The organism is Brevibacterium linens (assembly GCF_003999335.1).
Lineage (GTDB): Bacteria > Actinomycetota > Actinomycetes > Actinomycetales > Brevibacteriaceae > Brevibacterium > Brevibacterium linens.
Window position 1 is genome coordinate 194,857 of record NZ_CP026734.1, and the last position, 24,766, is coordinate 219,622.

Consider the following 24,766-nt stretch of genomic DNA (forward strand, 5'->3'; position numbering starts at 1 on the left):
AATCCATGTCGTGGAACGTGAACTCAGGCGTTCGAGGTTACGGCGGCGGCCGCCTCGGCGCGGGTTCGTCTCTTCTTCTCAGCGAGGTGGCCGATCACGGCTGCGGCGGCGATCATGACGGCGACGAGGGCGATGCCGATCCACTGATTGAGCATGAGCGTGGCGGCACCGGCCAGAGCGCCGATGAGGATGAGGACGACGGCCAGTGCCCGGCGGATCCAGCGGACATTGTCACCGCCGGCCAGGCTCGAGTCGGCGGCGAGGCCGACGATCGTCGAGGTCACGACCACGGTGGTGACGTCGGCGATCTTCATCTTCCGTGCGGCCGCGGCCTGCGCGCCCATGAGCGCGGACAGGGCGGAGGTGAAGATCGTGCCGGCCAGCCCGATCTCGGGGTCGGGAACGACCGCGACGTAGACGGACAATGCGGCACAGCCGACGGCGACGGCCGAGAAGATCACGGTCGTCCGATGGTGCCAATTCTCGCCGATGTCGCCGAGGATGCGCCCGGACAGTGCCGCGCCGATCATGAAGAACACGAGTGCGAGGGCGGGACGGAGGACGGGGACGCCGCCGGCGCCGGCCAGACCCATGCCGAGGATGACGACGTTGCCGGTCATGTTGCCGGTGAAAACCTTGTCGAAGCCGAGGTAGCCGATGGCGTCGACCATGCCGGTCGAGAAGGTCAGCAGCAGCATGGCCAGGTCGAGACGACGAGTCATGAGGGTCCTTTCGGGGCGAAAGCAGCCGGCAGCGGTGCCGGAATGTCGCCATAAGGTGTAATTTGTATACAAAACTGTAATCAGGTGACTGGTGGCATGCAATCGAGGGGCGGTTCGGGATTGTCCGGGTATCGTCGGTATCGACCGCTCGAGGCTTGCCTGCCGAATGATGACCAGCTGACCACTGCCGAAGGACTTCGCCCATGACTTTCACCCCGCCGCCGGCATTCACCACGCGGCCCACCCTCGAAGGCCACTTCGGGATGGCGGCATCGACGCACTGGTTGGCCACAGCAACATCGCAGGCGGTGCTCGAGCGCGGCGGGAACGCCTTCGACGCCGCCGTCGCCGGCGCCTTCGTCCTCCACATCGTCGAACCCCACCTCAACGGGCCCGGCGGTGACATGACCGGAATCTTCGCCACCGCCGCAGAGCCTGCCCACCCGCAGGTGATGATGGGCCAAGGACCGGCTCCGGCCGCGGCGACGATCGAGCACTACCGCAGCGAGGGCCTCGACATGGTTCCCGGCGCCGGGGCGCTCGCGGCAGCGGTGCCCGGAGCCGTCGACGCCTGGCTCAGTCTGCTCGAACACCACGGGACGTGGGACCTCGCCGACGTCCTCGACTTCGCCATCGACTACGCCGACAACGGGCATCCGATCCTCGCCCGAGCAGCCGGGACGATCGCGAAGGTCAGCCAACTCTTCACTGAGCACTGGCCGACCTCGGTCGCACAGTGGATGCCCGAAGGTCGAGTTCCCGAAGCCGGCGAGCTGGTGTTCAACCACACCTACGCCGATGTGCTGCGCAGGCTCATCGCCGCCGGCAACGGCCTCGGCTCGCGAGAGGAGCGGATCAGCGCAGCCCGACAGGAGTGGACGTCCGGGTTCGTCGCGCAGGCGATCGCCGACTTCATCTCCACCGCACACCGGCACTCGACCGGAGGCGACCACGCCGGGGTGATGACGCTGGAGGACATTGCGGGCTTCTCTGCCGGCTTCGAAGATCCCGTCACCATCGACTTCCGCGGGTATGAGATCGCGAAGATCGGTGCCTGGGGTCAGGGTCCGGCGCTTCTGCAGACGCTGAAGATCCTCGAAGGGTTCAACGATGAGCGCCTCGACCCGTCGACCGAAAGCGGAGCGCACACGATCCTCGAAGCGCTCAAGCTGGCCATGGCTGACCGTGACACGTACTACGGCGATGCCGACGTCGACCTCGACTGGCTGCTCAGCGAGGACTATGCGGCGGACCGGCGAGAACTCATCACCGAGGAAGCATCCCGCGAATTCCGACCCGGTTCCGGGCGGGACGGCTCCGCTCCCGCCTTCGCCACTCCGCTCATTCCCGAAGGCGCGGACAAGGAGGCGCTTATCAAGGCGGGCATCGGGGAGCCGACCGTGCAGAAGAACGGCGTCAACAACGGCGACACCTGCCACCTCGACGTCGTCGACCGGTGGGGCAATATGATCTCGGCGACCCCGTCTGGAGGCTGGCTGCAGTCCTCCCCGACCGTTCCCGAACTCGGATTCTGCCTCGGCACCCGGCTGCAGATGATGTGGCTCGACGAGGCGGCCCCCTCGGCCCTGCGGCCGGGGAAGAGGCCGCGCACGACACTGACGCCGACGCTGATCTCGAAGGACGGGCAGCCGGTTCTCGCCCTCGGCTCCCCCGGCGGTGATCAGCAGGAACAGTGGCAGCTGCTGCTCATCCTGCGCATGCTCGTCGGCGGGTACGACGCGCAGGAGGCCATCGATGCCCCCGCTCTGCACACGACATCGTTGGCGGGGTCGTTCTGGCCGCGCACGTGGGTTCCGGGCGGAGCGGTCGTCGAGGACCGCCTCGGCGAGGATGTCATCAACGGACTCATTGCCCGCGGTCACGACGTGACCAGGGCGGGGGAGTGGGAGCTCGGGCGGCTGTCGTGCGTGACCCGGGATCCGGCGACCGGGCGGCTGAGCGCCGGAGCGAATCCGCGTGGGGCGCAGGGTTATGCAGCGGGCCGGTGACCATGGCTGATGCACACGATGGGCAGCACGATGTCGCCGCGCAGATCCGCACCGACATCATCAAGGGCAGGCTCGAACCCGGGGCCAAGCTGCGGGAGGTCGCCCTGGCCGAACGATACGAGGTCTCGCGGATTCCGATCCGGGAGGCGCTGCGTGCGCTCGAGGCCGACGGGCTCGTCGAGTCGCGGAAGTACAGTGGTTCGGTCGTCGCGCCCTCGCCGGCCGACGATGCCGAGGACCTGTTCGAGATCCGCATCGTGCTCGAGGCGGCGACGGCGAAACGCGCTGCCCGCCGGGCGGCCGGGCTCAGTGCCAGCGGCGAGCACGATGTGCGGTGGTCGGGGATCCGCGCAGAGATCAATGAGATCCTCGAGGCCGGTGACGCCGTCATCGATCAGGAGCGATTTGAGGATCTCGCGGTGCTGAACATGCGATTCCATTTCGCGATCGCTGAGCTCAGTGGGAGTCTGTCGTTCGTCAGCCTGCTGCGTCAGATCTCGGGCAAGATCGAGTGGCTGTACTCGCTCAACCTCATGCGCCGGGGGCCGCAGGCGTGGCCGGAGCATCGCGAGATCATCGCCGCCATCGACGCCGGACAGGTCGACCGGGCCGCCGAGGCCATGGCCCGGCACGTGCGCCGCAGCCGCGATTCCTACTTCGCCACGATGTCCGATCCTTCCCGCTAGAACTACCCGACGGCGGCTGAGCAACCTGGCGCCAGGTTGCTGCGCCGCCGTCACGTAGCAATTAGGCGAGGAGGCGGTCGAGTTTGTTGTAGCCCTCGACGATGCCGTGCTCCATGCCCGAGGCGACCATACCGTCGCGGGATTCGACCGAGTCGAAGATCGAGGTCGACGTCAGCCTGGTCCGTCCGTCGCCGAGGTCGGTGAGCGTGAGGATCTCGAGGTTGACCGCGTCCGGAAAACCTTCGAAGGTGAAGGTCTGGACGATGCGCTCGTTCTCCCGTACCTCGTGGAACGAACCGAAGAACGCGTACTCGCCGCGATCATCGGTCGAGACGTAGCTCCAGTTCCCGCCCGTTCTCGGATTCCATTCGCGGATCGTGTTCGTGATCGAGTCCGGACCGCACCACTTGACGAAGAGCTCGGGATCGATGTGGGCCCGGAACACCTTGTCCGGCGTGGCGGCGAAGTCGCGGGTGATCGACACGGTCTGCACGCCCTCGGGGACGTCGAGCTTGAGAGTCGAATAGTCGGCTGCGGTGTCTGTGGTGGTCATGTCATGCTCCTTTGCGTGATTTTCTGGCTCTTCGCAGTTAGGGGTGTAATCGGGGTCTGAATCCTCCCGTCTCGAGCAAGCTTCGGGCGATGTAGTGGGTGAGGTTCCGGAACCCCAGCGCCGATCCACGTAGGTGTTCCAGCCTGCCGTTCAATGCTTCCGTCGGACCGTTCGACGTCCCCGGCCGATCGAAATACGCCAACACATCCATAGCCCGCTTCTTCAACGTCCGCCCCAGCCGGCGCAGCTCAACAAGACCAGCAGGCACCCCGGACGAGATGGAGTCGATGATCGACTGCAGCGACTTCTTCCCCGCGGTTCGGTCCGGGTTGCGGTAGGCGGTGATGATGTCTTGGAACACGCTCCAGGTCACCTCCACATCAGCATGATTCTCATCAGCAAAGAGAGCGACGATCCGTTGCTGCTGCCGCTCGGTGAGTAACTGACACCCGGTGTGCAGAGTCCGCCGGGCCTGATACAACGGGTCGCCCTTCTTCCCGCGGTGCCCGGTCGTTTCCTGCTGAACACGCCTGCGGACCTCGTCCAGACTGTCCCCGGCGAGCTTGACGACATGGAAGGGATCCATCACTTCCACCGCGGCCGGCAGCTCTTCGACAGCAGCCGTCTTGAACCCGGTGAACCCATCCATCGCCACGACCTCGATTCCATCGCGGAAGGCCTTCGACTGCCGGGCCAGCCACGATTTGAACACGGCCTTCGATCGTCCCTCAACCATGTCCAGCAATCTCGCTGGTCCTGTCTGATCGCGGATCGGGGTGAGATCGATGATCACGGTCACGTACTTGTCACCCCGTCTGGTGTGCCGCCAGACATGTTCGTCGACGCCGATGACGCTCACGTTATCGAACCGGGAAGGATCGTCGATGAGAGCCCGATGTCCTTCGGCCAGGATCGCGTCATTAGCGGTGTGCCAGGATACAGCGAGCTTGGCCGCGATGACGGAGATCGTGGCGTGATCGACAACGAGTGCTTTCAAAGCCCATGCGAGTCCGGTGCGCGAGATCTTGGCCCTGGCTGGGGCTGCTTGGTCGGTGTCATGGCGCCACACGCGCCCACAGAGTTCGCACTTGTAGCGACGGAGTCGGATGAGCAGGGTGGTGGGACGGTGCCCGAAGGGTTCGTGAGCCAATTTCCGGGTCACAGTATCGCGGGGCCGGCCATGTCCGCCGCATCGGTGGCACCACTCATCGTCAGTGGTTGGGGTGCACAGGAGAACTGTTTCTGAATCGGTGACGTGTTGGCCCGTGCAGTGCAGGCCGAGTGTGTCGAGGTGGCAGAACGTGGTGAGGTCAGGGGTGGAGAACGTAAGGTGGTGCACGTCGAGGTCTTTCGGATGGTTTGTGTAGGAACTTCCATCTTCGAAAGGCCTCGACCTATTTCTGTGTAGCGACGCGCACCGGTTCTACACCCTCAACTGCGAAGAGCCGATTTTCTGTCAGTTGAGTGCGGTGCTGAGTCTTCGGATCCCTTCGCCGAGGCGGCGCTCGGGTCCGAATCGTCCGTTGCCTCGTCCGCGTTCATCGCTTCGAGGACGGCGTCGAGGCGCTGGTAGCGTTCCTCTGCCTGCTGCTTGTATCTTCCGATCCATTTCGTCATCAGATCGAACACATTGTCTTCGAGGTGGACCGGTCTGCGTTGGGCGTCACGGGTGCGGGAGACCAGTCCGGAGTCCTCGAGCACCTTGAGATGTTTCGATACGGCCTGCACGCTCACCTCATAGGGTTCGGCGAGTTCGTTCACTGTCGCATCGGCGACGCTGAGCCTGGCCACCATGTCTCGTCTCGTCGGATCGGCCAGGGCGGCGAAGACCTTGGACAATTGATCGGCCACGTGAGCCTCCCGTGCAGCGCTGTCGAAACTGATATTCAACATTTCGGTTGATTAGAAGCGTAGACCTGGCTGCGCATGGTAGTCAACTGTTTGGTTGAATAAAGTTCGGATGGCTCGTCCGCTTCGCTTCAGGACTACCCGACGGCGGCTGAGCAACCTCGCGCCAAGTTGCTCAGCCGCCGTCGGGTAGCAAATGCGGGGAGGGAGTCGCGAGCAGCATGATCCGCACAAACCGCAGGTCTGCGGGCCCAACCGCCCCGGCCCACGATTTCACCTTGTCGACGCCGCCGGAGCTGCGAACCTGAAGTACAGTCGAAGCGACGTGGTATACCGAACCGACAATGATGTCAGGAGTTGACCATGCCCACACTGCGGCAGCAGCTGTTCCGGATCAAACCGGTTCCGCGGCAGAAGGAAGACCCCGAGACCGACCTCAAGCGCACGATCGGCCTCTTCTCGCTGACGATGGTCGGCGTCGGATCGACGATCGGCACAGGTATCTTCTTCATCCTCTCCGAATCCGTGCCCGTGGCTGGACCGGCAGTGATCTGGTCATTCGTCATCGCCGGTGTTGTCGCCGGGCTCGCGGTCATCTGCTACGCCGAGCTCGCCGGCTCCGTCCCTGTGTCCGGGTCCTCCTATTCCTATGCGTATGCGACCCTCGGGGAGCTGCCGGCAATGGGTGTGGCCGCGTGCCTCCTCCTCGAATACGGCGTCGCGGGAGCTGCCGTCGCGGTCGGCTGGTCGCAGTACGTCAACCAGCTGCTGTTCAACCTCTTCGGATTCGAGATTCCGCACGCCCTGGCCTACGCGCCCGAGGAAGGCGGCATCGTCAACCTCCCGGCGATCCTGCTGCTCGCGATGTGCTGCTTCCTGCTGGTCCGCGGCACCGGCGAGTCCATCGTCGTCAATGCGATCATGGTCTGCCTCAAGGTCGGCGTCCTCATCTTCTTCATCTGCGTCGGCGTCACCGGCTGGGACTCGAACAACTTCGCTGACTTCGCGCCCTTCGGCATCTCCGGAGTCGTCGCCGGATCGGGCCTGATCTTCTTCAGCTACGTCGGCATGGACGCCGTCGCCACCGCCGGCGATGAGACGAAGAACCCGAAGAAGACGATGCCCCGAGCCCTCATCGCCGCACTCATCATCGTCACCTCCGTCTACGTCCTCGTCGCCGTCGCCGCCCTGTCCGCCCAGCCGTGGGAGGAATTCGACGGTCAGACCGCCGGCCTGTCGGCCATTCTCGAGAACATCGTCGGCTCGCAGTGGCCCGGCACGATCGTCGCCGCCGGTGCGGTGATCTCGATCTTCTCCGTCACCCTGGTCTCCATCTACGGCCAGTCCCGAATCCTGTTCACGATGGCCGGCGACGGCATGATGCCCAAGCTCTTCCGCGACGTCAATCCCCGCACGCTCACCCCGGTCAAGGGCACGATCGTCGTCACCGTCGTCATCGCAGTCCTCGCCGGCTTCATCCCGCTGAACTTCCTCGCCGAGATGACCTTGATCGGCACCCTCGTCGCCTTCGTCGTCGTGTCCCTGGCCGTGATCATCCTCCGCGTGCGCGAACCCAACCTCGAACGCGGCTTCAAGGTCCCGTTCTATCCCATCCTGCCGGTGCTCTCGATCATCGGCTGCTTCTGGATCATCTCGAGCCTGCAGGTCATCACGATCGTCGTCTTCGTCATCTGGACCGCCTTTATCCTGGGCTTGTACTTCATCTTCGGCCGTAAGTCCTCAGTCCTCGGCAAACAGCTCGCCGAGGCGGGGCTCACCAATCCTGATTCCGCTGGAACGGACTCCACAGGAGGATCCAAATGAGCATTGTCGTCGGTCTTGCCCCAGGTCAGGACAACCGCGCCGCAGTCGAGCTGGGTATCGTCCTCGCCCGCACCTATCGGCGCCGGATCGTCGCGACCGCTGTCGATTCCGCCGCGTTCCCGATAGCACCGGTGCACTTCGAGAGCCAGTATGAGAAGAGATTCCGCACCGTCGCCGAGGCGGCCCTCGACGAAGCGCGTGCGCTCATTCCCAGCGATATCGAGTCCGAATGCGTCCTCCACTCTGCTCGGTCGTCGCGGCGCGGTCTGCTCGAGATGTGTGAGAGGACCGATGCCTATCGACTTGTCGTCGGCCCGTCGGCAGAGGGGGAGTCGGGCAAGATCGCGCTCGGGTCGGTGTCGAACGGTCTGCTGCACAGTGCACGGCTGCCGGTGGCCCTGGCTCCGGCTGGATTCCAGGCGCCCGCGGGGGCGCGGCTGGAACGGATCACGGCCGCGTATTCGGGGTCGTCCACCTCGGCGGATCTCATTCTCGGTGCGGCGATGGTCTCGGCGGAGTCGGACGTGGCCTTCCGCATTGCCTCGTTCGCACCGCGTTCGCGCGTGGTCGCCTCGGCGAACGTGCCCTTCGATATGGAGTCGCGCGTCATCGACGAGTGGACGAAGACCGTCCAGCGCGACACGGACAAGATCCTGTGTTCGATCGAGCAGCTGCACATCAAACCTGGTGAGACGGACGTCGTCGTGGGAACGGGCGCCGATTGGGCCGCGGCCCTCAGGGCTGTCGAGTGGAAGCATCCGGAAGTGATGATGCTCGGATCCTCCGGGCTGGGTGCGCTCAAGCGAGTGTCTCTGGGCAGCCACGCGATGCGGATTCTGCAGAACTCTCCGGTCGATCGTCGTCGTGCCCCGCCGTGCGAAGGCCGATTACATCCGCCAGCAGGCCGTGTGACGGTCGAACTCGGTGGGCGCTTCGACGCCCGCGGGTGTCCAATGCTTGAGCAATTCCAAATCAACGCTGGCAGTCTCGCTAGCCTGTCGGCAGCTCACAACGTTGTGGCCTGGAGCTAGTAGAGAGGATCCGTATGGAACTGCTGCGACTGGGACCGATCGGGCACGAGATTCCGGCAGTCCGTCACGAGGGAGTCTGCTTCGAGCTGCGTCCACTGTTCGATGACATCGACCCGAACTTCTTCGCCGCCGACGGCATCGGACGCGTCCGAAGCGCGCTCGACGCTGGGGAACTCAAGCCGCTCGATGGTGCTGAAGAGATGCGCATCGGCGCTCCGCTGACCAGACCTTCTGCCATCGTGTGCGTGGGCATGAACTATGCCGCGCATGCTCGTGAAGCCGGAGCCGAACCTCCCGAGCGGCCCGTCATCTTCTTCAAGATGCCCTCGACCATCGCCGGGCCCAACGACCCGCTCGAACTGCCGCCGGATGCGACGAAAGCCGATTGGGAGGTCGAACTCGGGGTGGTCATCGGATCACGGGCCTTCAGGGTCGCCTCGGTGGAGGAAGGACTCAATCACGTCGCCGGGTACGTGCTCGGCAACGATCTGTCCGAACGCCGGCTGCAGCTCGAGGAGTCCGGGGGTCAGTGGTCGAAAGGGAAGAATCTGCCCGGGTTCACACCGCTCGGCCCGTGGATCCGCCCCGCCGCCGAGGTGGACCCCGGTGACCTGCGGCTGCGCAGCTGGGTGAACGGCGAGGCTCGCCAGGATTCGTCGACGAGTGACCTCATCTTCTCCGTCGGCGAGATCATCTTCCAGCTCAGTCAGGCGATGGCCTTCGAGCCGGGAGACGTAATCCTCACCGGCACCCCGCAGGGAGTCGCGCTGTCGGGCAAATACCCGTATCTGGCCGACGGGGACGTCGTCGAACTCGAGCTCGAGGGGTTGGGCCGGCACCGCCAGGTCGTGACCGTCACGGAGTGAATGCACGAAGCGACGCACCGATGCTTGGTGCGCCGCTTGTGTTTGCGGATCGGCGCCTCAACGATGACGCCGGGTCGGGTGAGTGCCGAGATCAGCGGTTCTCGTCGAATCCGCCCTGCTGCTGATTGCCGAAGTCGTTCTGACCGCTGTCGTCGTTGCCTGCGAAATCGTTCGATTCCATGTTCAACTCCTCATTCGGTGACGAATCATCGCTGTCTGCGACTCGTCTGCCAGTCTTCGGCACCCGCAGTTCGACTGACAACGGAATTGGAGAAAACTTGCAAGAAGTTCGCTCAAGTCACAATTGCTGTTCAGCCGGACCGAGCACACGAGGGCCAGTGCTCTGATGTCTTCGCGACGCGGGATGAAGAGGTCGTTTGTGCCGGGACCCTCAGTACTCCCAGTCCTCCGGCAGGTCGTCCCAGTACGTGTCCCGGTTTGCGATGATGCGCCGCCGCCTGCGCGAGATGAGATAGCGCGGATCGCCGAGGATAACCTCGACGTCGGAGAGCTCGTGGCCGGCGGCATGCAGCATCTTCTCGGCAGTCGGCTTCGGTGAACTCGAGACGCCGAGGTGGCGCTGGAGTTTTCCGATTGTCACGTCGCCTTCGCTGCTCCACTGGGCGGAGAAGAGATTATTGGTTTTTCCGACGATCCAGAACAGTGCCGCGAGCAGAGTGCGGTCGGCGAGGCGGCGGCGGAAGATCGAGGGATCGCCTCGTCCGATCTCCGCCAAGAATCGCAGCGCGGATGTCGCGAGCTCCGGCTCTCCGAACACCTCGTCCGCGATTCGACGGATCTCCGGGACAAACGAGTTGAGGCGGTCGACAACGTCGTCGGCCACGCCCGCAGTGTCGAGGCCTTCGCCGGGCAGCGGCTCATCGGTCAGTGCTTGCAGAGCCTCGATGCCGCCGACCGCTTCGGCTCCGCTGCCGATGAAGATCTCGGCCAGCATCGAAGCCTGATCGCCGAAGAACGATCCCCCACCAAACTCATCACCGAGATCTGACACAGGCTCCGACAGAGGCAGAGTGTCGTCATCGATTCCGGTGAGCAGGCGCGCGAAGAGGGCACTCGTGCTTTCGGGCCGGTCGCCGCGTACTTGAGCCGTGTATTCCTCCCGGTTGTCATCGATCGAGGCGAGAGCGTTCTCCGTGAAGACAGGATCGACTCCGCTGCGATCGTTGGCATAGCGGACGAGCGCTGCCAGGGCGGTGGGCATGAGGAGCAGATCGTCTGCGGGTGACATCACCTTGCGCGGGTAGAGGTCGCACATGAGGCGTTCGACGAAAGTGCCCGACCATCTCAGCGGATCGTTGTTGCCGTAGTTGCACTGGAACTCGAAGAGCAGATGGGCATGACCGATCTCCTCCTCGGTCAGGCTTTCGGCGAAGGGCGAGGCGCGGAAGTCCGCGACGAGTTCCTCGATCTCTTCCGGCTCCCACGTTCTGATCTCGTAGCCGGTGCCGCCTTCGGGAAGCTTCCGCAGCATCCATTCGAGCAGCGGCCGGGTGCCCGGCCAGCTTTCGGTCTCGATCGGCGGGAACATGTGCGTGCTCATCTCGAACGCCTCACTCAGCCTGGCACCGGCATCGGCGAGGCTGAGCGTGACCTCGTCGACGGGCAGTTCGAGCTCTGTTCGGCTGAACTCGACGATATTCGACAGGGGGCCGTCGGCGAGGTAAGCATCTTCGAGATACGGTGAGCCGCTGCGGTCCACTCCCACTGCCAGAGTCACCGATCGGCCGGCTGTGGAGATCTCGAGCAGGATCGTCTCCTCGATCTTCACCGGCGAGATGAGTGCGGCCGCACGGAAGGGTTTGATCTCCTCGGCGCGACGGATCCATTCCGGCAGGCGCTTGGTGCTCGGGGTGGGAAGCATCTTCGCGATGCGACGGCCGAAAAGCTCATCGTCAAGCATCTGGGCCCAGATCCTCACCAGCGGCTCGGTCTCCTTCGGTGTGGCCTCGAGCATCTGCAGAGCGAGTTCGCGAATCGGTGGAATTTCCGTCGGGTCCGCGCCGTCTGCGTCGGTGTCATCGAGATCGGAGTCGTCGAAGGAGGCCACCATGCTGCTCGCAATGTCGAGCAGCATCAGCGGGCTCTCGCTGCGGGTGGCATTGTCGAGCAGGTCGAGAAGCTCGGGCTCGTCAGCGTGCGAGGGATCGAATGGACCGGGAGGCGGAGTCATGGGCTCTACGCTACCGGGGACCGGCTCTGGTCGACAGCGGCCTGGCCCGGCTGCCAACTATGTACTGACCTGGCCGACAGCGACGGGATCATTGAGCGGCCTGCGATGCCACTCATTCGAGATTCCCGGATGCGGATATCCGGGAATGTGGCCCCTGTACCTGGCACCATGGGAGAACCGACCCACGCACAACTAGGAGCATCGTCATGAGCACGCACCGACTTCCCCTTTCCGGTGTGCGAGTCCTCGAACTCGGCAATTACATCGCCGCACCCACCGCCGGGCGGATGCTCGCGGACTTCGGCGCCGAGGTGATCAAGGTCGAACGCCCCGACACCGGCGACGAACTGCGCAACTGGCGGCTCAAGGCCGGGACCACCTCGATGCTCTACCGCACGATCAACCGGAATAAGAAGTCCGTCGTGCTCGACCTGCGCAGCGACGAGGGCCGCGAGGCCGTGCTCGAACTCGTCCGCCGCAGCGACATCCTGCTCGAGAACTTCCGCCCCGGCACCCTCGAGAAGTGGGGGCTCGGGCCCGATGTGCTCGAAGCCGCCAACCCCGACCTCGTATTCGTGCGGATCTCCGCGTTCGGCCAGACCGGCCCGATGTCGTCCCGGCCCGGATTCGCCGCCGTCGCCGAAGGATATTCCGGCTTCCGCGAACTCGTCGGCGACCCGGACCGCCCACCGGTGCGCGTGGGCATCTCGATCGGGGATTCGATCGCCGGAATGCAGGCGGCGTTCGGCGCCGTGATGATGCTCTTCGACCGACAGCGACAGAAGATCGCCGGAGCCGCCGAGGCGGTCGTCGGATCCGCGCACGGCTTCGAAGGCAAGGGTCCGCTGTCGGAGCGGACCGTCGACGTCGCGCTGAATGAGGCGATGTTCTCCGTGATGGAATCCCTCGTCCCCGACTACTCCGCATTCGGCGAGGTCCGCACCCGCACCGGCGGACGGATGGAAGGCATCGCGCCCTCGAACGGCTACCTCTGCGCCGGTGGGAAATCCGTGGTCATCGCAGGAAACGGGGACGGAATCTTCGGCCGACTGATGACGGCCATCGAGCGTCCCGACCTCGCCGAGGATGCCGACCTGCAGACGAATGCCGGCCGTTGGCAGCGGCGCGACGAACTCGACGAAGCCATCGGCGCATGGTGCGCGCAGCGCTCGGTCGAGGACGTCGTCAAGTCTCTGGAGGAAGTGGGCGTTCCGGCTGGGCCCATCTACACGGCCGAAGACCTCGTCGCCGATGAGCAGCTCGCCGCCCGCGGCATGATCCAGAACCTCGACGTGTCCACCGGCGAGGAGGTCCTGGAGGACGTCGCGTTCCCGGGAATCACTCCGGTCATCGGAGGAGAATCGGTCCCCATCGATCACCTCGGGCCTGACCTCGGCGAGCACACCGACGAAGTGCTGTCGTGGTTGGGGCTGGCACCGGAGCAGAATGCAGCCCCGGAGCCAGACCAGGACGGCGGCGAGGACTGAACGCCACGACCGTGCCACGGCTGTCTCCGACGACCTCTTCCCGCGGCGACCACCCAGGTCTATTCTTATGCCATGGGCGAGCTGAGGTACTCGATCAACGTCACCGTCGACGGATGCTGCGATCATCGCGTGGGAGTCATCAGCGACGACTTCCACCGCCACCATGCGAACAATCTCAAGCGTGCCGACGGACTGATCTTCGGCCGCATCACCTACCTCTTCGCCGGACTGAGCAACGTCGTCGACCTCGAACTCGTCGATCGCAGTGAACTCGACGCAGGTCACGCGATCCAGACATACCGGCCGAAAGTCACCAGTTCCCGATAAACGGGACTCAATACAGGCAATTCTCATTGCCCTCTCATATGCCGAACAAACTCTGTTTCGCGCACAGAGGGCCATGTATAACGAATGTGACGCCGCACACTGGAGCGCGGCGACGATTCGTTTCCCGCTATTCGGGAACATGCGTGAAGGAGTCCCATGGTCCGGCCCACAACCGTTGACATCCTCGACACCACTCTGCGCGACGGGCTGCAGATCGAAAAGGCGATCGTGCCCACCGACGTCAAGGTCGCCCTGGCCGAGAAGCTCATCGGCTCGGGACTCAAGCACATCGAGGTCGGCTCCTTCGTCAATCCGAAGAAGGTCCCGCAGATGGCCGATACCGACGAACTGCTGCGCCGTCTGGCACCGCACGAGGCCGACGGGGTCGAGTTCTATACCCTCGTCTTCAACCTCAAGGGCGCCCAGCGTGCCGTCGACGCAGGCGCCAAGAACATCAAACTCGTGCTCTCGGCCTCCGAAGGACACTCGAAAGCGAACTCCGACGCCTCCATCGCCGAGGCGTCCAACCGCCTCATGGATGCCGCCGTCTTCGCCCGTGACCAGGGACTGCGCTTCGACATCACGACCGCCGTGAGCTTCATCTGCCCCTTCGACGGCATCACCGAGGCGGGCCACCTCGTCGAGGTCCTCCGCCCCTTCGTCGACGCCGGAGCACACGGAATCGGGGTGGCCGACACCATCGGCAACGCCAGCCCATCGCTGGTCCGCCGCAACACCTCGGCGGTCCTCGCCGCCTTCCCGGGCAAATCCGTCAACCTCCACCTCCACGACACCTACAACTTCGGCATGGCCAACGTCGCCGCCGCCCTCGACCTGGGGATTTCGAACTTCGACGCGGCCATGGGCGGACTCGGCGGCTGCCCCTTCGCCCCGGGCGCTGCCGGCAACATCGGCACCGACGACCTCGTCCACCTCCTCCACCGCGAAGGCGTGGCCACCGGCGTCGACGTCGAAGCGCTCACCGAGGTGCGCGACCCCCTCATCGCCGCCGTCGGCCACGACCTGACCTCGAGCCTGTCGGACATCCCCGCCACCCCCGCGGTCTTCGACGACCGGTTCGCGGCCGCCTCGGCGAGGGGTTGAGATGGAACCGCTGCCGCTCGAAGGCATCCGCGTCATCGAGTTCTCCCATATGGTCATGGGGCCGAGCTGCGGGATGATCCTGGCCGACCTCGGCGCCGAGGTCATCAAGGTCGAACCCCGCGGAGCCGGCGACAAGACCCGCTACCTGCCCGGGTCCGGATCCGGGCTGTTCCCCGCGTTCAACCGCAACAAACACAGCGTCCAACTCGATATCGCCGAGGCGGCCGACCGTGACCGCGTCCTCGACCTCATCGACTCCGCCGATGTCCTGCTCGAGAACTTCCGCGTCGGAAAGATGGAATCGATCGGATTCGGATACGAGGAGCTGTCCGCCCGCAACCCCGGACTCATCTACTGCTCCCTCAAGGGATTCCTCTCCGGCCCCTACGGAAACCGGGCCGCCCTCGACGAGGTCGTGCAGATGCTCGGCGGACTGGCCTATATGACCGGCCCGCCGGGGCAGCCGCTGCGCGCCGGCGCCAGCGTCAACGACATCATGGGCGGAATGTTCGGCGTCATCGGCATCCAGTCGGCACTGCGGGTGCGCGAGACCACGGGCCGCGGAAAACTCATCAACTCCGCACTGTTCGAGAACAACGCCTTCCTCGTCGGCACGCATATGGCACAGTCCCAGATCAGCGGCGAACCACCCCGCCCGATGCCGACCCGACAGGCCACCTGGGCCGTCTACGACATCTTCCGCGACGCCGACGACAACCAGGTCTTCGTCGCCGCCGTCTCCGATGGGCAATGGCGCGACCTCTGCGACGAATTCGGACTGACCGGACTCGCCGCCGACCCGGACATGCTGACCAACCAGGGCCGAGTCGACCAACGCGACCGCATCCATTCAGAACTCCAACAGGCACTGTCCCAGCTGAGCCTGGCCGAGATCGAAGAGAAATGCACGCGGCGCGGACTGCCGGTCGCCCCGGTCAATACTCCCGCCGACCTCACCGACGATCCGCACCTCGTCGCCTCCGGCGCCCTCGCCCACACCGGGCTGCCGACGGGGGCGAGCGTCGAAGTGCCGCTGCTGCCGTTGACCTTCGACGGGAACCGGCTCGGACTGCGCAGCGATGTGCCCGAACCCGGTCGTCACAACGGCCACTACCGGGACGGCCCGGCGGTGCCGACGGGTCCACCGGTCGACGGACCTCAGCCCGACGAGGGCCGCCTGGGCTGACGACCCGCCGGCACCAGATCACCTGCTTCACCAACCGATATCGAAAACCGAACAGACAAAGGAACAGCTCATGCGATCAACGACGATCACACGGACACGGACAGCCGCCTCGGCGAAGACAGGACAGGCGAAGACGCGCAAGCGCGCGGCGAAGATCGGGGCCGTGCTCGCCGCGGTCGCCCTCGTCGCCACCGCCTGCGGGAACAAGGCGCAGCCTCCGGGCGAAGGCGGGGACTATCCGAAGGGGCCGGTCTCGGTCACCGCTCCGGCCGAACCCGGATCCGGCTGGGACACCACGGCCCGCGCTCTCGTCGAGGCGCTGCAGAAGGAAGACATCGTCTCCACTCCGCTGCCCGTGCAGAACAAGCCCGGCGGCACCGGCTGCTCCTGGCTGACGTCGATGATGCAGCAGGAGAAGGGCAAGGACGACCAGATCGCCATCACCTCCCTGGCCAGCCAGACGATGAAGGCACGCAACCTCTGCGAATACGGCCCCGAGGACGCAACCCTCATCGCCACCCTCTACGTCGAGGACTTCATGGTCGTGACCCCGAAGGACGGGGACTTCAAGGACCTCGACTCCCTGGTCAAGGCGCTCAAGGACGACCCGCAGAAGGTCACCGTCGCGGCCGCCGGAGACGACACTCTGCCCTTCGCCCTGTTCGCGAAGGAAGCCGGCGTCGACCCGGCCGATATCAACTTCGTCAACTACGACGGCGGCGGAGAGCAGACGACCGCCATGCTCAACGGCGATGCGAAGGTCGCCATCGCCGGAATGAGCGAGTTCCGTTCCGTCATCGAAGCCGGTGACATCGAACCTCTCGTCACCTTCGCCCAGGAACCCCTGGCGGCGCCATTCGACAAGGTGCCCACCGCGAAGGATTCCGGCTACGACGTGACCTTGGGCAACTGGCGCGGAGTCTACGGACCCGCCGAAATGCCGCAGGAGGCCGTGGACTTCTGGGCCACAGCACTCGAGGACGTGAGCAAGTCCGACGCCTGGCAGGAGACGGTGAAGAACAACCAGTGGGCCACCGAATTCCACACCGGAGACGAGGCTCAGGCCTACGTCGACGACGCTGCGAAGACGGTGGAAGAAGGCGTGAAGGAAACCGACCTGGGCAACAGCAAATGACCGCTCACCGCACCGACCTCGTCACCGGCGGCGCCATCGCCGTCATCGGCGCGGTCTACTACATCGCGACGTTCTCCATCCAGGAGACCGCGAACATCGTCACCCCGCGCACCTTCCCCGCCATCGTCGGGATCGGACTCATCGTGCTCGGCCTCTTCCTCGCCGGCCAGGCCGTCGTCCGACATAGGAAGGACACCCTCGCCGAGGCGGCTCCCGGGTCCGCGGAATCCGCACCCGCAACCGCACACGCGGTCGGGGACGGGGAGGGTGCGGCCGCCTCGGCGGGAGAATCCTCCGTGGAAACCGCGGGCCGATCCTCCGGCGAGGACGGGATCGGCGGGGTCGTCCTCGATGCTCCGCCGGAGCCGCAGGTACGCAAGGTCGTGTTCCAGTTCGCGCTCTTCTTCGTCTATTTAGGCGTTCTCATCCCCGTCGGCTTCCTGCTGTCCACGGCGGCGTTCCTCATGGGGCTGACGAGCATCTACTCGCCGGAGAAGTGGATCCGCAATCTCATCTTCTCCGTCGTCTTCGCGGGACTGGTCTACGCGGCGTTCGTCTACGGACTCGCCGTGTACCTGCCTGTCGGGATTCTGGGTTAGGGGGCGGACATGGATACTCTCATCGATCTGGGAGGCGGCTTCGCCTCGGCGGTGGAGCCGGCCAGCCTCGCCTTCGCCCTCCTCGGCGTGCTGTTGGGCACCGTCGTCGGAGTGCTGCCGGGAATCGGACCGATCTCCGCGATCGCGATCCTCATTCCGGTCTCCTTCGGCATGGAACCGGTCCACGGTCTCATTCTGCTGTGCGGAATCTACTACGGGTCGATGTACGGCGGCTCGATCACCGCGACCCTCATCAAAACCCCTGGTGAGGTCGCCAGTGCGGTGACCGCGATCGAAGGCTACGAGATGGCTCGCCGAGGTCGCGGCAAGGCGGCGCTGGCGACCGCGGCGATCGGGTCGTTCCTCGCCGGGACCCTGGCGATCATCGGGCTGACGTTCCTCTCGCCCGTGCTCGTCAAACTCGCGAACGTCTTCGGCGCCACCGAATACTTCCTGCTCATGGCCACGGCCCTGCTGCTCGCGTCGACGATGTCGGCGGGTTCGCGGGCCAAGGCGCTCATCTCGATCTTCATCGGCCTGGCCGTCGGCCTCATCGGGCTGGACTTCCAGACCGGACTGCCCCGGCAGACCTTCGGCGTCGATCTGCTCTCCGACGGGATCGACTTCACGATCTTCGCGATGGCGCTCTTCGCCATCCCCGAGGCGATCCGCAACCTCGCGCTCGGGCGCGGGGCCAAGGACGAGATCCAGGGGTTCGGCGAAGACAAGTGGATGACGAAGCAGGACTGGCAGCGGTCGACCGGGCCGTGGGCCCGCGGTTCGGTGCTCGGTTTCATCATCGGCATCCTGCCCGGCGTCGGTCCCTCGCTGGCCTCGTTCATGTCCTACATCATGGAGAAGCGGATCTCGAAGCGGAAGGACGAATTCGGTCACGGCGCCATCGAAGGCGTGGCCGGTCCCGAGGCGGCCAACAACGCCGGTGTGGGCGGTGCGATGATTCCGCTGTTCAGCCTGGGCATCCCGGGTTCGGCGACGACGGCGCTGCTGCTCTTCGTGTTCACGATGTACGGTTTGCAGCCCGGGCCGCTGATCTTCCGGGACGACACCGGTCTGATCTGGACGATCATTGCCAGCATGTACATCGGCAACATCGCGCTCATCATCCTCAACCTGCCGCTGGTCGGGGTCTTCGTGAAGCTGCTGAAGATGCCCAAGGAGATCCTCTTCTCGTCCATCCTCGTGCTCGTGGTCATCGGCGCCTACGCCATCGAATTCAGCCTGTTCGGGCTGATGATGCTCGGCATCTTCGGAGTCATCGGCTACCTCATGGAGAAGGGCGGCATCCCCTTGGCTCCGGCGATCTTGGCGCTCGTGCTCGTACCGCTGCTCGAGGACAACTTCCGGCGCATGCTGCAGATCTCCGGCGGATCGTTCGCACCCCTGGTCACCAGGCCGATCTCGCTGTCGATCATCATCCTCATGGTGCTCGGCATCATCGGACCCATCATCTTCCGGTGGTGGGTGTCCCGGCGGAAGCTGCTCGCCGATGTGGCGGTGTCGTGAGGAGTGGGAATGAAGAGTTCTGACCAGGCGCCGGCGGAGATCGGTGTCATCGACCGCAGTGCGGCCATCCTCGAGGTCCTCCAGGACTCGCCGATGACGGCTGCGGAGGTGTGCCGCCGCCTCGGCTATTCGAAGTCGACGACGTATCGGCTGCTGACCGATCTGCGGGCGCACAAGTTCATCGTCCGTGACTCCTCGGGGCTGCTGCGGTTGGGGCCCTTCCCGGGCCGGCGCAATATCGCCACGACGAACTCGGTGCTCGACCATCTGCGGACGATGACCGGGGAATCCGTGCAGCTGTGGGTCCGAGTCGGTGAGGACCGTGTGTGCGTGCGCAATGTCGAAGCCGATCATGAGCTGCGCGTCTCGCGCGGAGTCGGGGCGGTGCTCCCGCTCGTCGACGGCGGCTCGGCTGCCCTGGCGCTGTGCGGGCCGGGAAATCCAGCGGAGTTCTACGCGACGAAGCAGGCACGGGCGGCCGGGACCGCCTCGGCGAGTGTGGCCTTCACCGTCGAGGCGATCGTGTTCGCCCTCTGTGTGTCCTACCCGCTGACCCGGGAGCCGGACAATGTCGCCGGCGCCTACCGCACCCTGCTCAGCCGGGCCGCCGTCGAGCTGCGGGCGGTGCTCGACGGCAGTGAGGAGCTCGAAGTGCTGCGCGACATCGCCCGACTGGCACTCGGCGCGCGGAAGCAGGCGGGGGAGTAGGGCTGTTCCTTCCTGCCGGAGGGTGCGAGTGCCCACTCAAGCGCTGATGCCTGTGGGTAGAGCAAGCATTTCCGGCGGGGGCCTGGGCTTCGGCGGGAGAAGAATGTCGGTTTCAGCTCGGAATCTCTGCATTCTTCTCCCGGGAAATCCTGAAGAATCTGCCTGAAGGCCCGGTTCTGGCGGGAAGGGAAGGTGGCGTCACTCGTGCGTCTAAGAGCTGTGGACGGCTCCGGACTCGCGTGTCGGCGCCCTGTGGAGACGTCAGCGGCGTCCACAGGGTGGAAGCCGGTGCCTTGCGGTCGGGCGCGTATCCGACTCTCCTACTGGTCATGGACCTCCTCATCGAGCAACGCAGCTATCCGTCACTCTTCAGAACCAGTGAGGCCGAGGAACGGGGGATCAGCTGGCATCATCTGCGGTATGACCCGCGTTTCAGTGCCGTCACGGCGGGCATCCACCGGGATGAGGTGCGATGTGTCGAGCACCCGACTCCGAGCTGGGCCGATGAGAAGTGGATGGAGGAGAGCCTGCGGCTCAGGGCGATGACCATGGTCGTTCCCGGGATCGTCGCGGGAGGCGCCACGGCCGCGCGACTGTTCGGCTTGCCTCTGCCACACAGACTCATCGATGAGCACCTGCACCTGGTCACTTTCGACCCGGGCAGGAAGGTGGCGCGGAAGGGGACGACCGTTCGCCGCCACGCGCGTGAGGAAGCCGGGTACTGGCTTGAGCTGCCGATGCATTCGCCGGTCGAGGTCTTCCTCGATCTCAGCGCCGAGCTGACCCGTGACGAGCTCGTTGCCCTCGGTGATGCGATCGTCGGCGGGTGGCACGGGCCGCCGCTGTGCAGCCTCGAGTTCCTGAGGACGAAGAGCACACAGCGAAATTACTTGAGGCAGCGAGCGCAGGTCGAATCAGCACTGTCATTGATCAGGGAAGACGTTGACTCGCCGCAGGAGACGAACCTTCGACTGTGGGCACTGAGCCGTGGACTGCCGGAACCGGTGGTCCATCCACAGGTCTACTGTCGTCTGCTCAACCGCACAGTCGAGCCGGACTTGGGCTATCCCCACGTGAAGTTGGCGCTCGAATACGAAGGTGAACACCACCTGCTGTCCAAATCACAATGGGCAAGTGACATCGCCAGAGACGAGGCTCTGCGGCACGAGGGGTGGGAGGTGCTGAGGGTGACGAGCCAGATGAGCAGGGCGGAGCTTGAGCGGAAGATTCGGTATCACCTCGAGCAGAAAGCTGGCGGTGGCGGCAGATAGCAGGTGGTCGGTCGCGGGTGGTCGGCCAGAGCCGGCTCGGTCCGATTCTGCGGGAGCAGAATGTAGATTTTCGCGCCGTGAAACGACAATCTGTTCCCGCTGATTCGGGGAACCACGTGTGCGATCCCGAGCATCACTGCGATGACGCCAGATGAACGGCAGTGCTTTCGCAATGGCTGACCGCTTCTAGTGTGGGTGTCTGGGCGCAATGACCCGGTGAACACTCGAGGAGAGGACCCCTTATGACCACACGCATCGCCGTCGTCGTCGGCAACCCGAGCCCAAATTCGCGAACCCGCCAAGTTGCCGAAGACCTCACCGCCAAGATCGCCGAGGTGACCGGATCCGAGATCGACGAAACCATCGAACTCGCCGAGGTGACCGACCAGATCTTCTCCTGGAAGTCCGACCGCCTCAACACACTCACCGAGCGTCTGGCCACCGCCGACTACGCCGTCATCGCCACGCCGACCTATAAGGCCAGCTACACCGGACTGCTCAAAGCCTTTCTCGACCGGTACGACGCTGGCGGTCTGCATGGGCTGACCGCGATCCCGGTCTTCACGATCGGCTCCCCCGCGCACACCCTGGCGGTGGAGACGACCCTGCGACCGCTGCTCGTCGAACTCGGCGCCAGTGTGCCGACGAAGGGGCTTGCTTTCCCGACCGAGAAGTTCGAGGATCGCGAGGCCGTGCTCGACGACTGGGTCGAGAGCCAGAAAGTGTACCTGCCGCAGAAGTGATCGTTCAGCTTGGTGAAGCTGCACCAGCTTGGTCCCTGCATCGAGCTATTGCAGGTTCACCAAGCTGTTAAGTTTGCCGGTGCCCAGAACCTGGCGCGGGTCCGCTGAACGCATCAGCGGACCCGCGCGGCTGTCTCGGCGGATGAGGTCGTCCCGATCGGGACGGCCGCCTCGGTGGAGGATCAGTCGACCTGCAGCTCGCCCATCGCATCCCAATCATCACCGTCGATCTGACGGGAGATGATCTTCGGGGTCGCTGTCAGTGCGGAGTGCATCGGCCCGCCCGTGGCGGTCGCGGCCTGGAAGTGATCGGACTTCACATGCGCTTCCGCGGCATCGTCGTCGAAGGCTTCGACGAGGACGTACTCGTTCGGGTCATCGAGGCTGCGCGACCACTCGAACCATTTGTTGCCCGGTTCGGCACGGGTCGCCTCAGTGAACTCGCGGGTCAGCTCGGGCCACTGGTCGGCCAGTTCGGGCTTGACGGGGAACTTTACGACGATGAAGATCATGTCTTCTTCCTTCTCTCTGTGGTTGTTCTCTCGGGTGGAGATGTGGGTGTGGCGGTGTCGGTTTCTGCTCTCAGCGACAACGTTACGAGAACTGCATTCCGCCGTCGACGAGCATGGTCTGCCCGGTGATGTAATCGGAGTCCTCGCTGGCGAGGAACGACACCAGGTTAGCGACATCCTCGGGCACGGACACCCGGCCCATGAGGATGTCACCAGCATATTTCTTGATCGCCTCACCCTTGGCCAGCCCTTCCTCGGCGGCGAGTTTCTCATCGATGAGATCCCACATCGCGGTGCCGACGATGCCGGGCCCGTAGGCGTTGACAGTGATGCCGTGCTTGGCCCACTCCATCGCAGCTCCCTGAGTCAGTCCGCGCACCGCCCATTTCGTCGCCGAATACGGTGACAGCAGCGCGAAGGGACGGAACGCGACGATCGAGGCGGCGCCGATGATCTTGCCGCCGTTGCCCTGCTCGATCATCTGCTTCGCCGCGGCCTGATACGACAGGAAGACGCCGGTGAGATTGACGTCGACGATCGTCTCGAAATCCGCCTTCGAATAGTCGATGAGGGGTTCGACCTGAGCGATTCCGGCGTTCGCGACGAAGACGTCGAGTTTTCCTCCCGCGTCCACGGCAACCTCGACGAGGCGGCTCAGCGATTCCTCGTCCGTGACGTCCACTTCGGCGGCGGTGGCCTTCCCGCCTGCGCTTTCGATCGTGGTGACGGTCTCCGCCACGCTGTCGTGCATGCTCGGCAGGTCGGCGACGATGACGTGATGGCCATCGGCTCCGAGCCTCTGCGCGATGCCCTGACCGATTCCCCGACCGGATCCCGTCACCACTGCGACGCTGTTGTTCGTGCCCATTTCTCCTCCTTGAGTTCTCAACTGTGAGCGAGCACGATCATTCTCAGCTCAATCGCAGTCAGTAAGACACGGTTCTTCTCATATGGCGATAAAGTGACAGTTCACCCATGTGTTCACGCGTGTTCGGCGGCGGGGAATGCGCGGCTCCAACGTGCTCGACTCACGGGTATTCGGCGACGGGGACGGTGACCGAACCGCCGCGCAGGTAGCTCGACGCCAGGCCCGCATGCTCTCGCAGGGTCGACTCGACCAACTTCGCCCGTCCCGTCATCTTCGATGAGGGAGTGCTGACCGCCATCGCCCCGACCTGCATCCCCGTGCCATTGCGCACCGGCACGGCCGCGCAGGTCTGACGTGGCAGGAACTTCTCGTGCTCCCAGGCGATTCCGCGGGTGGCCACCTCGGCGAGATGGGGATCGAGAGCCTCCCGACTGATCATCGTCTGGGGAGTCAGCACCTGCATTCCCCGCGCCTCGAGGTAGTCGGTGCGCTGAGGTTCGGGCATTCCGGCCAGGAGGATCTTGCCGAAGGCGGTGGCGTGCGCCGCCTCGTGGAAGCCGAAGCGCAGAGGCCGCAGTCGCGGGTGCTTCTCGCAGTCGGAGCAGTAGGTGAGGATGATGTCCGAACCGCGATAGATCGCGAAATAGGCGGCAGTTGCTGGCAACTCGATCGAGACGCCGAGGTTGCTTCTGCTGTCCGGCACACCGTCCTTCCCCGACGGGTTGGCGAATTCCTCCGGCCATGTGGGACGGAACTATATGCGCCACCTGACCGGCACCGTGTGGGGTCACTTCGCCAAGCCCGTTCGGATGTACCGCGGGGAGACGATGGCCGGGGTCATCGCCGACGAGTCGATCCATGATCCCGACCGCGGATTCTCCGGTGGTTACTACATGGAGACGATCTCGCTGGGCCCGGCATTCATGGCCTCCTTCGTCGAACCCGGCGGGTGGGGACCGGACTTCGCGGCGCTGCTCGACCGGTACCTCAACACCGCGGGAATGTGGATCGTCGGTGAGGACATGCCGCAGGAGAACAACCGGGTGACGCTGAATACGACGGTCAAGGACACGAACGGACTGCCCGTGCCCAACGTCCACTACGACGACCACGCCAATGACCTCGCGATGCGCGAACACGCCTACGCCGCAGGTCAGAGAGTCTACGAGGCGGTCGGAGCGCAGACCTCCCACCACACTCCGCCGTACCCGTCGACACACAACCTCGGCACCGCGCGGATGAGCGAACGGCCCGAAGACGGAGTCGTCGACAAGTGGGGTCGGACCCACGACGTGAAGAACCTCTTCATCTCCGACGGATCGGTCTTCACCACCGGCGCCGCCGCAAACCCGACCCTGACGATCGCGGCACTGGCGATCCGGCAGGCCGAGTACATCGCCGAGGCGCTGCGGACCGGGGAGGTTTGAGGCTAGGTTTCGGCTGATCGTCTGGGTGGTTGCCACTCCGCGGCCGGCCTCGGCTTGGTGAAACTACAGCAGATTGGCCCAGGGGCCGAGCTGCTGCAGTTTCACCGAGCTGGTGAGAGGCACTCACCTGCATCGGCCTGCGCTG

The 24,766-nt window shown here is 64.8% G+C and carries 23 protein-coding genes and 1 pseudogene; 16 read left to right on the forward strand and 8 right to left on the reverse strand.

What is annotated here, in order from left to right:
- Positions 1-23: 23 nt before the first annotated feature.
- Positions 24-722, reverse strand: a complete 699-nt coding sequence (locus CXR29_RS00880; protein ID WP_127363596.1) for a YoaK family protein — start codon at positions 720-722, stop codon at positions 24-26.
- A 203-nt stretch (positions 723-925) separates the two neighbouring features.
- Here CXR29_RS00880 and CXR29_RS00885 point away from each other — a divergent pair, with 203 nt between their 5' ends.
- Positions 926-2,731, forward strand: a complete 1,806-nt coding sequence (locus tag CXR29_RS00885) for a gamma-glutamyltransferase family protein (protein ID WP_127363597.1) — start codon at positions 926-928, stop codon at positions 2,729-2,731.
- Positions 2,732-2,733: 2 nt separating this feature from the next.
- Complete coding sequence (locus CXR29_RS00890) at positions 2,734-3,417, forward strand: GntR family transcriptional regulator (RefSeq protein WP_127363598.1); 684 nt, start codon at positions 2,734-2,736, stop codon at positions 3,415-3,417.
- Positions 3,418-3,478: 61 nt separating this feature from the next.
- On the opposite strand, the gene CXR29_RS00895 is transcribed toward CXR29_RS00890, so the two are convergent.
- The 3 genes from CXR29_RS00895 to CXR29_RS00905 all read right to left on the reverse strand — a co-directional run bounded on the left by CXR29_RS00895 (position 3,479) and on the right by CXR29_RS00905 (position 5,863).
- Positions 3,479-3,970 (reverse strand): SRPBCC family protein, encoded by a 492-nt coding sequence (locus CXR29_RS00895; protein WP_101596283.1) that lies wholly within the window; start codon positions 3,968-3,970, stop codon positions 3,479-3,481.
- A 37-nt stretch (positions 3,971-4,007) separates the two neighbouring features.
- Positions 4,008-5,309: an ISL3 family transposase gene (locus CXR29_RS00900; protein ID WP_009881950.1), complete on the reverse strand. Its 1,302-nt coding sequence runs from the start codon at positions 5,307-5,309 to the stop codon at positions 4,008-4,010.
- A gap of 92 nt (positions 5,310-5,401) precedes the next feature.
- Positions 5,402-5,863, reverse strand: coding sequence for an ArsR/SmtB family transcription factor (locus tag CXR29_RS00905; protein WP_478280050.1), 462 nt, complete (start codon positions 5,861-5,863; stop codon positions 5,402-5,404).
- Positions 5,864-6,181: 318 nt separating this feature from the next.
- Between CXR29_RS00905 and CXR29_RS00910 the strand changes: the two genes are divergently transcribed.
- The 3 genes from CXR29_RS00910 to CXR29_RS00920 are packed head-to-tail and all read left to right on the forward strand — an operon-like array spanning position 6,182 to position 9,539.
- Positions 6,182-7,642 (forward strand): APC family permease, encoded by a 1,461-nt coding sequence (locus CXR29_RS00910; RefSeq protein ID WP_127363600.1) that lies wholly within the window; start codon positions 6,182-6,184, stop codon positions 7,640-7,642.
- Entirely contained in the window at positions 7,639-8,673 is a 1,035-nt protein-coding gene (locus CXR29_RS00915) for a universal stress protein (protein ID WP_241241533.1), read from the forward strand. The genes CXR29_RS00910 and CXR29_RS00915 overlap by 4 nt, the downstream gene beginning before the upstream one ends.
- A gap of 14 nt (positions 8,674-8,687) precedes the next feature.
- Complete coding sequence (locus tag CXR29_RS00920) at positions 8,688-9,539, forward strand: fumarylacetoacetate hydrolase family protein (protein ID WP_127363601.1); 852 nt, start codon at positions 8,688-8,690, stop codon at positions 9,537-9,539.
- 391 nt (positions 9,540-9,930) lie between these two features.
- Here the strand turns inward: CXR29_RS00920 and CXR29_RS00925 are convergent, their stop codons facing one another.
- Positions 9,931-11,730: a hypothetical protein gene (locus CXR29_RS00925; protein ID WP_127363602.1), complete on the reverse strand. Its 1,800-nt coding sequence runs from the start codon at positions 11,728-11,730 to the stop codon at positions 9,931-9,933.
- 206 nt (positions 11,731-11,936) lie between these two features.
- Here CXR29_RS00925 and CXR29_RS00930 point away from each other — a divergent pair, with 206 nt between their 5' ends.
- The 10 genes from CXR29_RS00930 to CXR29_RS00975 all read left to right on the forward strand — a co-directional run bounded on the left by CXR29_RS00930 (position 11,937) and on the right by CXR29_RS00975 (position 21,814).
- On the forward strand, positions 11,937-13,217 hold the full coding sequence (locus tag CXR29_RS00930) for a CaiB/BaiF CoA transferase family protein (protein ID WP_101555510.1): 1,281 nt from the start codon (positions 11,937-11,939) through the stop codon (positions 13,215-13,217).
- A gap of 72 nt (positions 13,218-13,289) precedes the next feature.
- The gene (locus tag CXR29_RS00935) at positions 13,290-13,544 is read left to right on the forward strand and encodes a dihydrofolate reductase family protein (protein WP_127363603.1); all 255 of its coding nucleotides are present in this window, start codon (positions 13,290-13,292) and stop codon (positions 13,542-13,544) included.
- Positions 13,545-13,700: 156 nt separating this feature from the next.
- Positions 13,701-14,648: a hydroxymethylglutaryl-CoA lyase gene (locus tag CXR29_RS00940; RefSeq protein WP_101555512.1), complete on the forward strand. Its 948-nt coding sequence runs from the start codon at positions 13,701-13,703 to the stop codon at positions 14,646-14,648.
- A gap of 1 nt (position 14,649) precedes the next feature.
- The gene (locus CXR29_RS00945) at positions 14,650-15,834 is read left to right on the forward strand and encodes a CaiB/BaiF CoA transferase family protein (RefSeq protein WP_127363604.1); all 1,185 of its coding nucleotides are present in this window, start codon (positions 14,650-14,652) and stop codon (positions 15,832-15,834) included.
- A gap of 70 nt (positions 15,835-15,904) precedes the next feature.
- Positions 15,905-16,969 (forward strand): tripartite tricarboxylate transporter substrate binding protein, encoded by a 1,065-nt coding sequence (locus tag CXR29_RS00950; protein ID WP_127363605.1) that lies wholly within the window; start codon positions 15,905-15,907, stop codon positions 16,967-16,969.
- Positions 16,966-17,568: a tripartite tricarboxylate transporter TctB family protein gene (locus CXR29_RS00955; protein WP_127363606.1), complete on the forward strand. Its 603-nt coding sequence runs from the start codon at positions 16,966-16,968 to the stop codon at positions 17,566-17,568. The genes CXR29_RS00950 and CXR29_RS00955 overlap by 4 nt, the downstream gene beginning before the upstream one ends.
- Positions 17,569-17,577: 9 nt before the next feature.
- Complete coding sequence (locus CXR29_RS00960) at positions 17,578-19,092, forward strand: tripartite tricarboxylate transporter permease (protein ID WP_127363607.1); 1,515 nt, start codon at positions 17,578-17,580, stop codon at positions 19,090-19,092.
- 9 nt (positions 19,093-19,101) lie between these two features.
- Positions 19,102-19,800 (forward strand): helix-turn-helix domain-containing protein, encoded by a 699-nt coding sequence (locus CXR29_RS00965; RefSeq protein ID WP_127363608.1) that lies wholly within the window; start codon positions 19,102-19,104, stop codon positions 19,798-19,800.
- A 329-nt stretch (positions 19,801-20,129) separates the two neighbouring features.
- Entirely contained in the window at positions 20,130-21,071 is a 942-nt protein-coding gene (locus tag CXR29_RS17540; protein ID WP_241241534.1) for a hypothetical protein, read from the forward strand.
- 242 nt (positions 21,072-21,313) lie between these two features.
- A complete protein-coding gene (locus tag CXR29_RS00975) occupies positions 21,314-21,814 on the forward strand; it encodes an NADPH-dependent FMN reductase (RefSeq protein WP_101596937.1) in 501 nt (166 codons plus the stop codon).
- Positions 21,815-21,996: 182 nt separating this feature from the next.
- On the opposite strand, the gene CXR29_RS00980 is transcribed toward CXR29_RS00975, so the two are convergent.
- The 3 genes from CXR29_RS00980 to CXR29_RS17820 all read right to left on the reverse strand — a co-directional run bounded on the left by CXR29_RS00980 (position 21,997) and on the right by CXR29_RS17820 (position 23,897).
- Positions 21,997-22,326 (reverse strand): putative quinol monooxygenase, encoded by a 330-nt coding sequence (locus CXR29_RS00980; RefSeq protein WP_025777470.1) that lies wholly within the window; start codon positions 22,324-22,326, stop codon positions 21,997-21,999.
- An 82-nt stretch (positions 22,327-22,408) separates the two neighbouring features.
- Positions 22,409-23,194, reverse strand: coding sequence for an acetoin reductase (locus CXR29_RS00985; RefSeq protein WP_127363609.1), 786 nt, complete (start codon positions 23,192-23,194; stop codon positions 22,409-22,411).
- Between the two features lie 160 nt (positions 23,195-23,354).
- Entirely contained in the window at positions 23,355-23,897 is a 543-nt protein-coding gene (locus CXR29_RS17820; RefSeq protein WP_101596940.1) for an IclR family transcriptional regulator, read from the reverse strand.
- Here CXR29_RS17820 and CXR29_RS00995 point away from each other — a divergent pair.
- Positions 23,848-24,621: pseudogene (locus tag CXR29_RS00995) on the forward strand (GMC oxidoreductase); the annotation flags it as partial. The gene CXR29_RS17820 and the pseudogene CXR29_RS00995 sit on opposite strands and share 50 nt — an antisense overlap.
- Positions 24,622-24,766 lie beyond the last annotated feature (145 nt).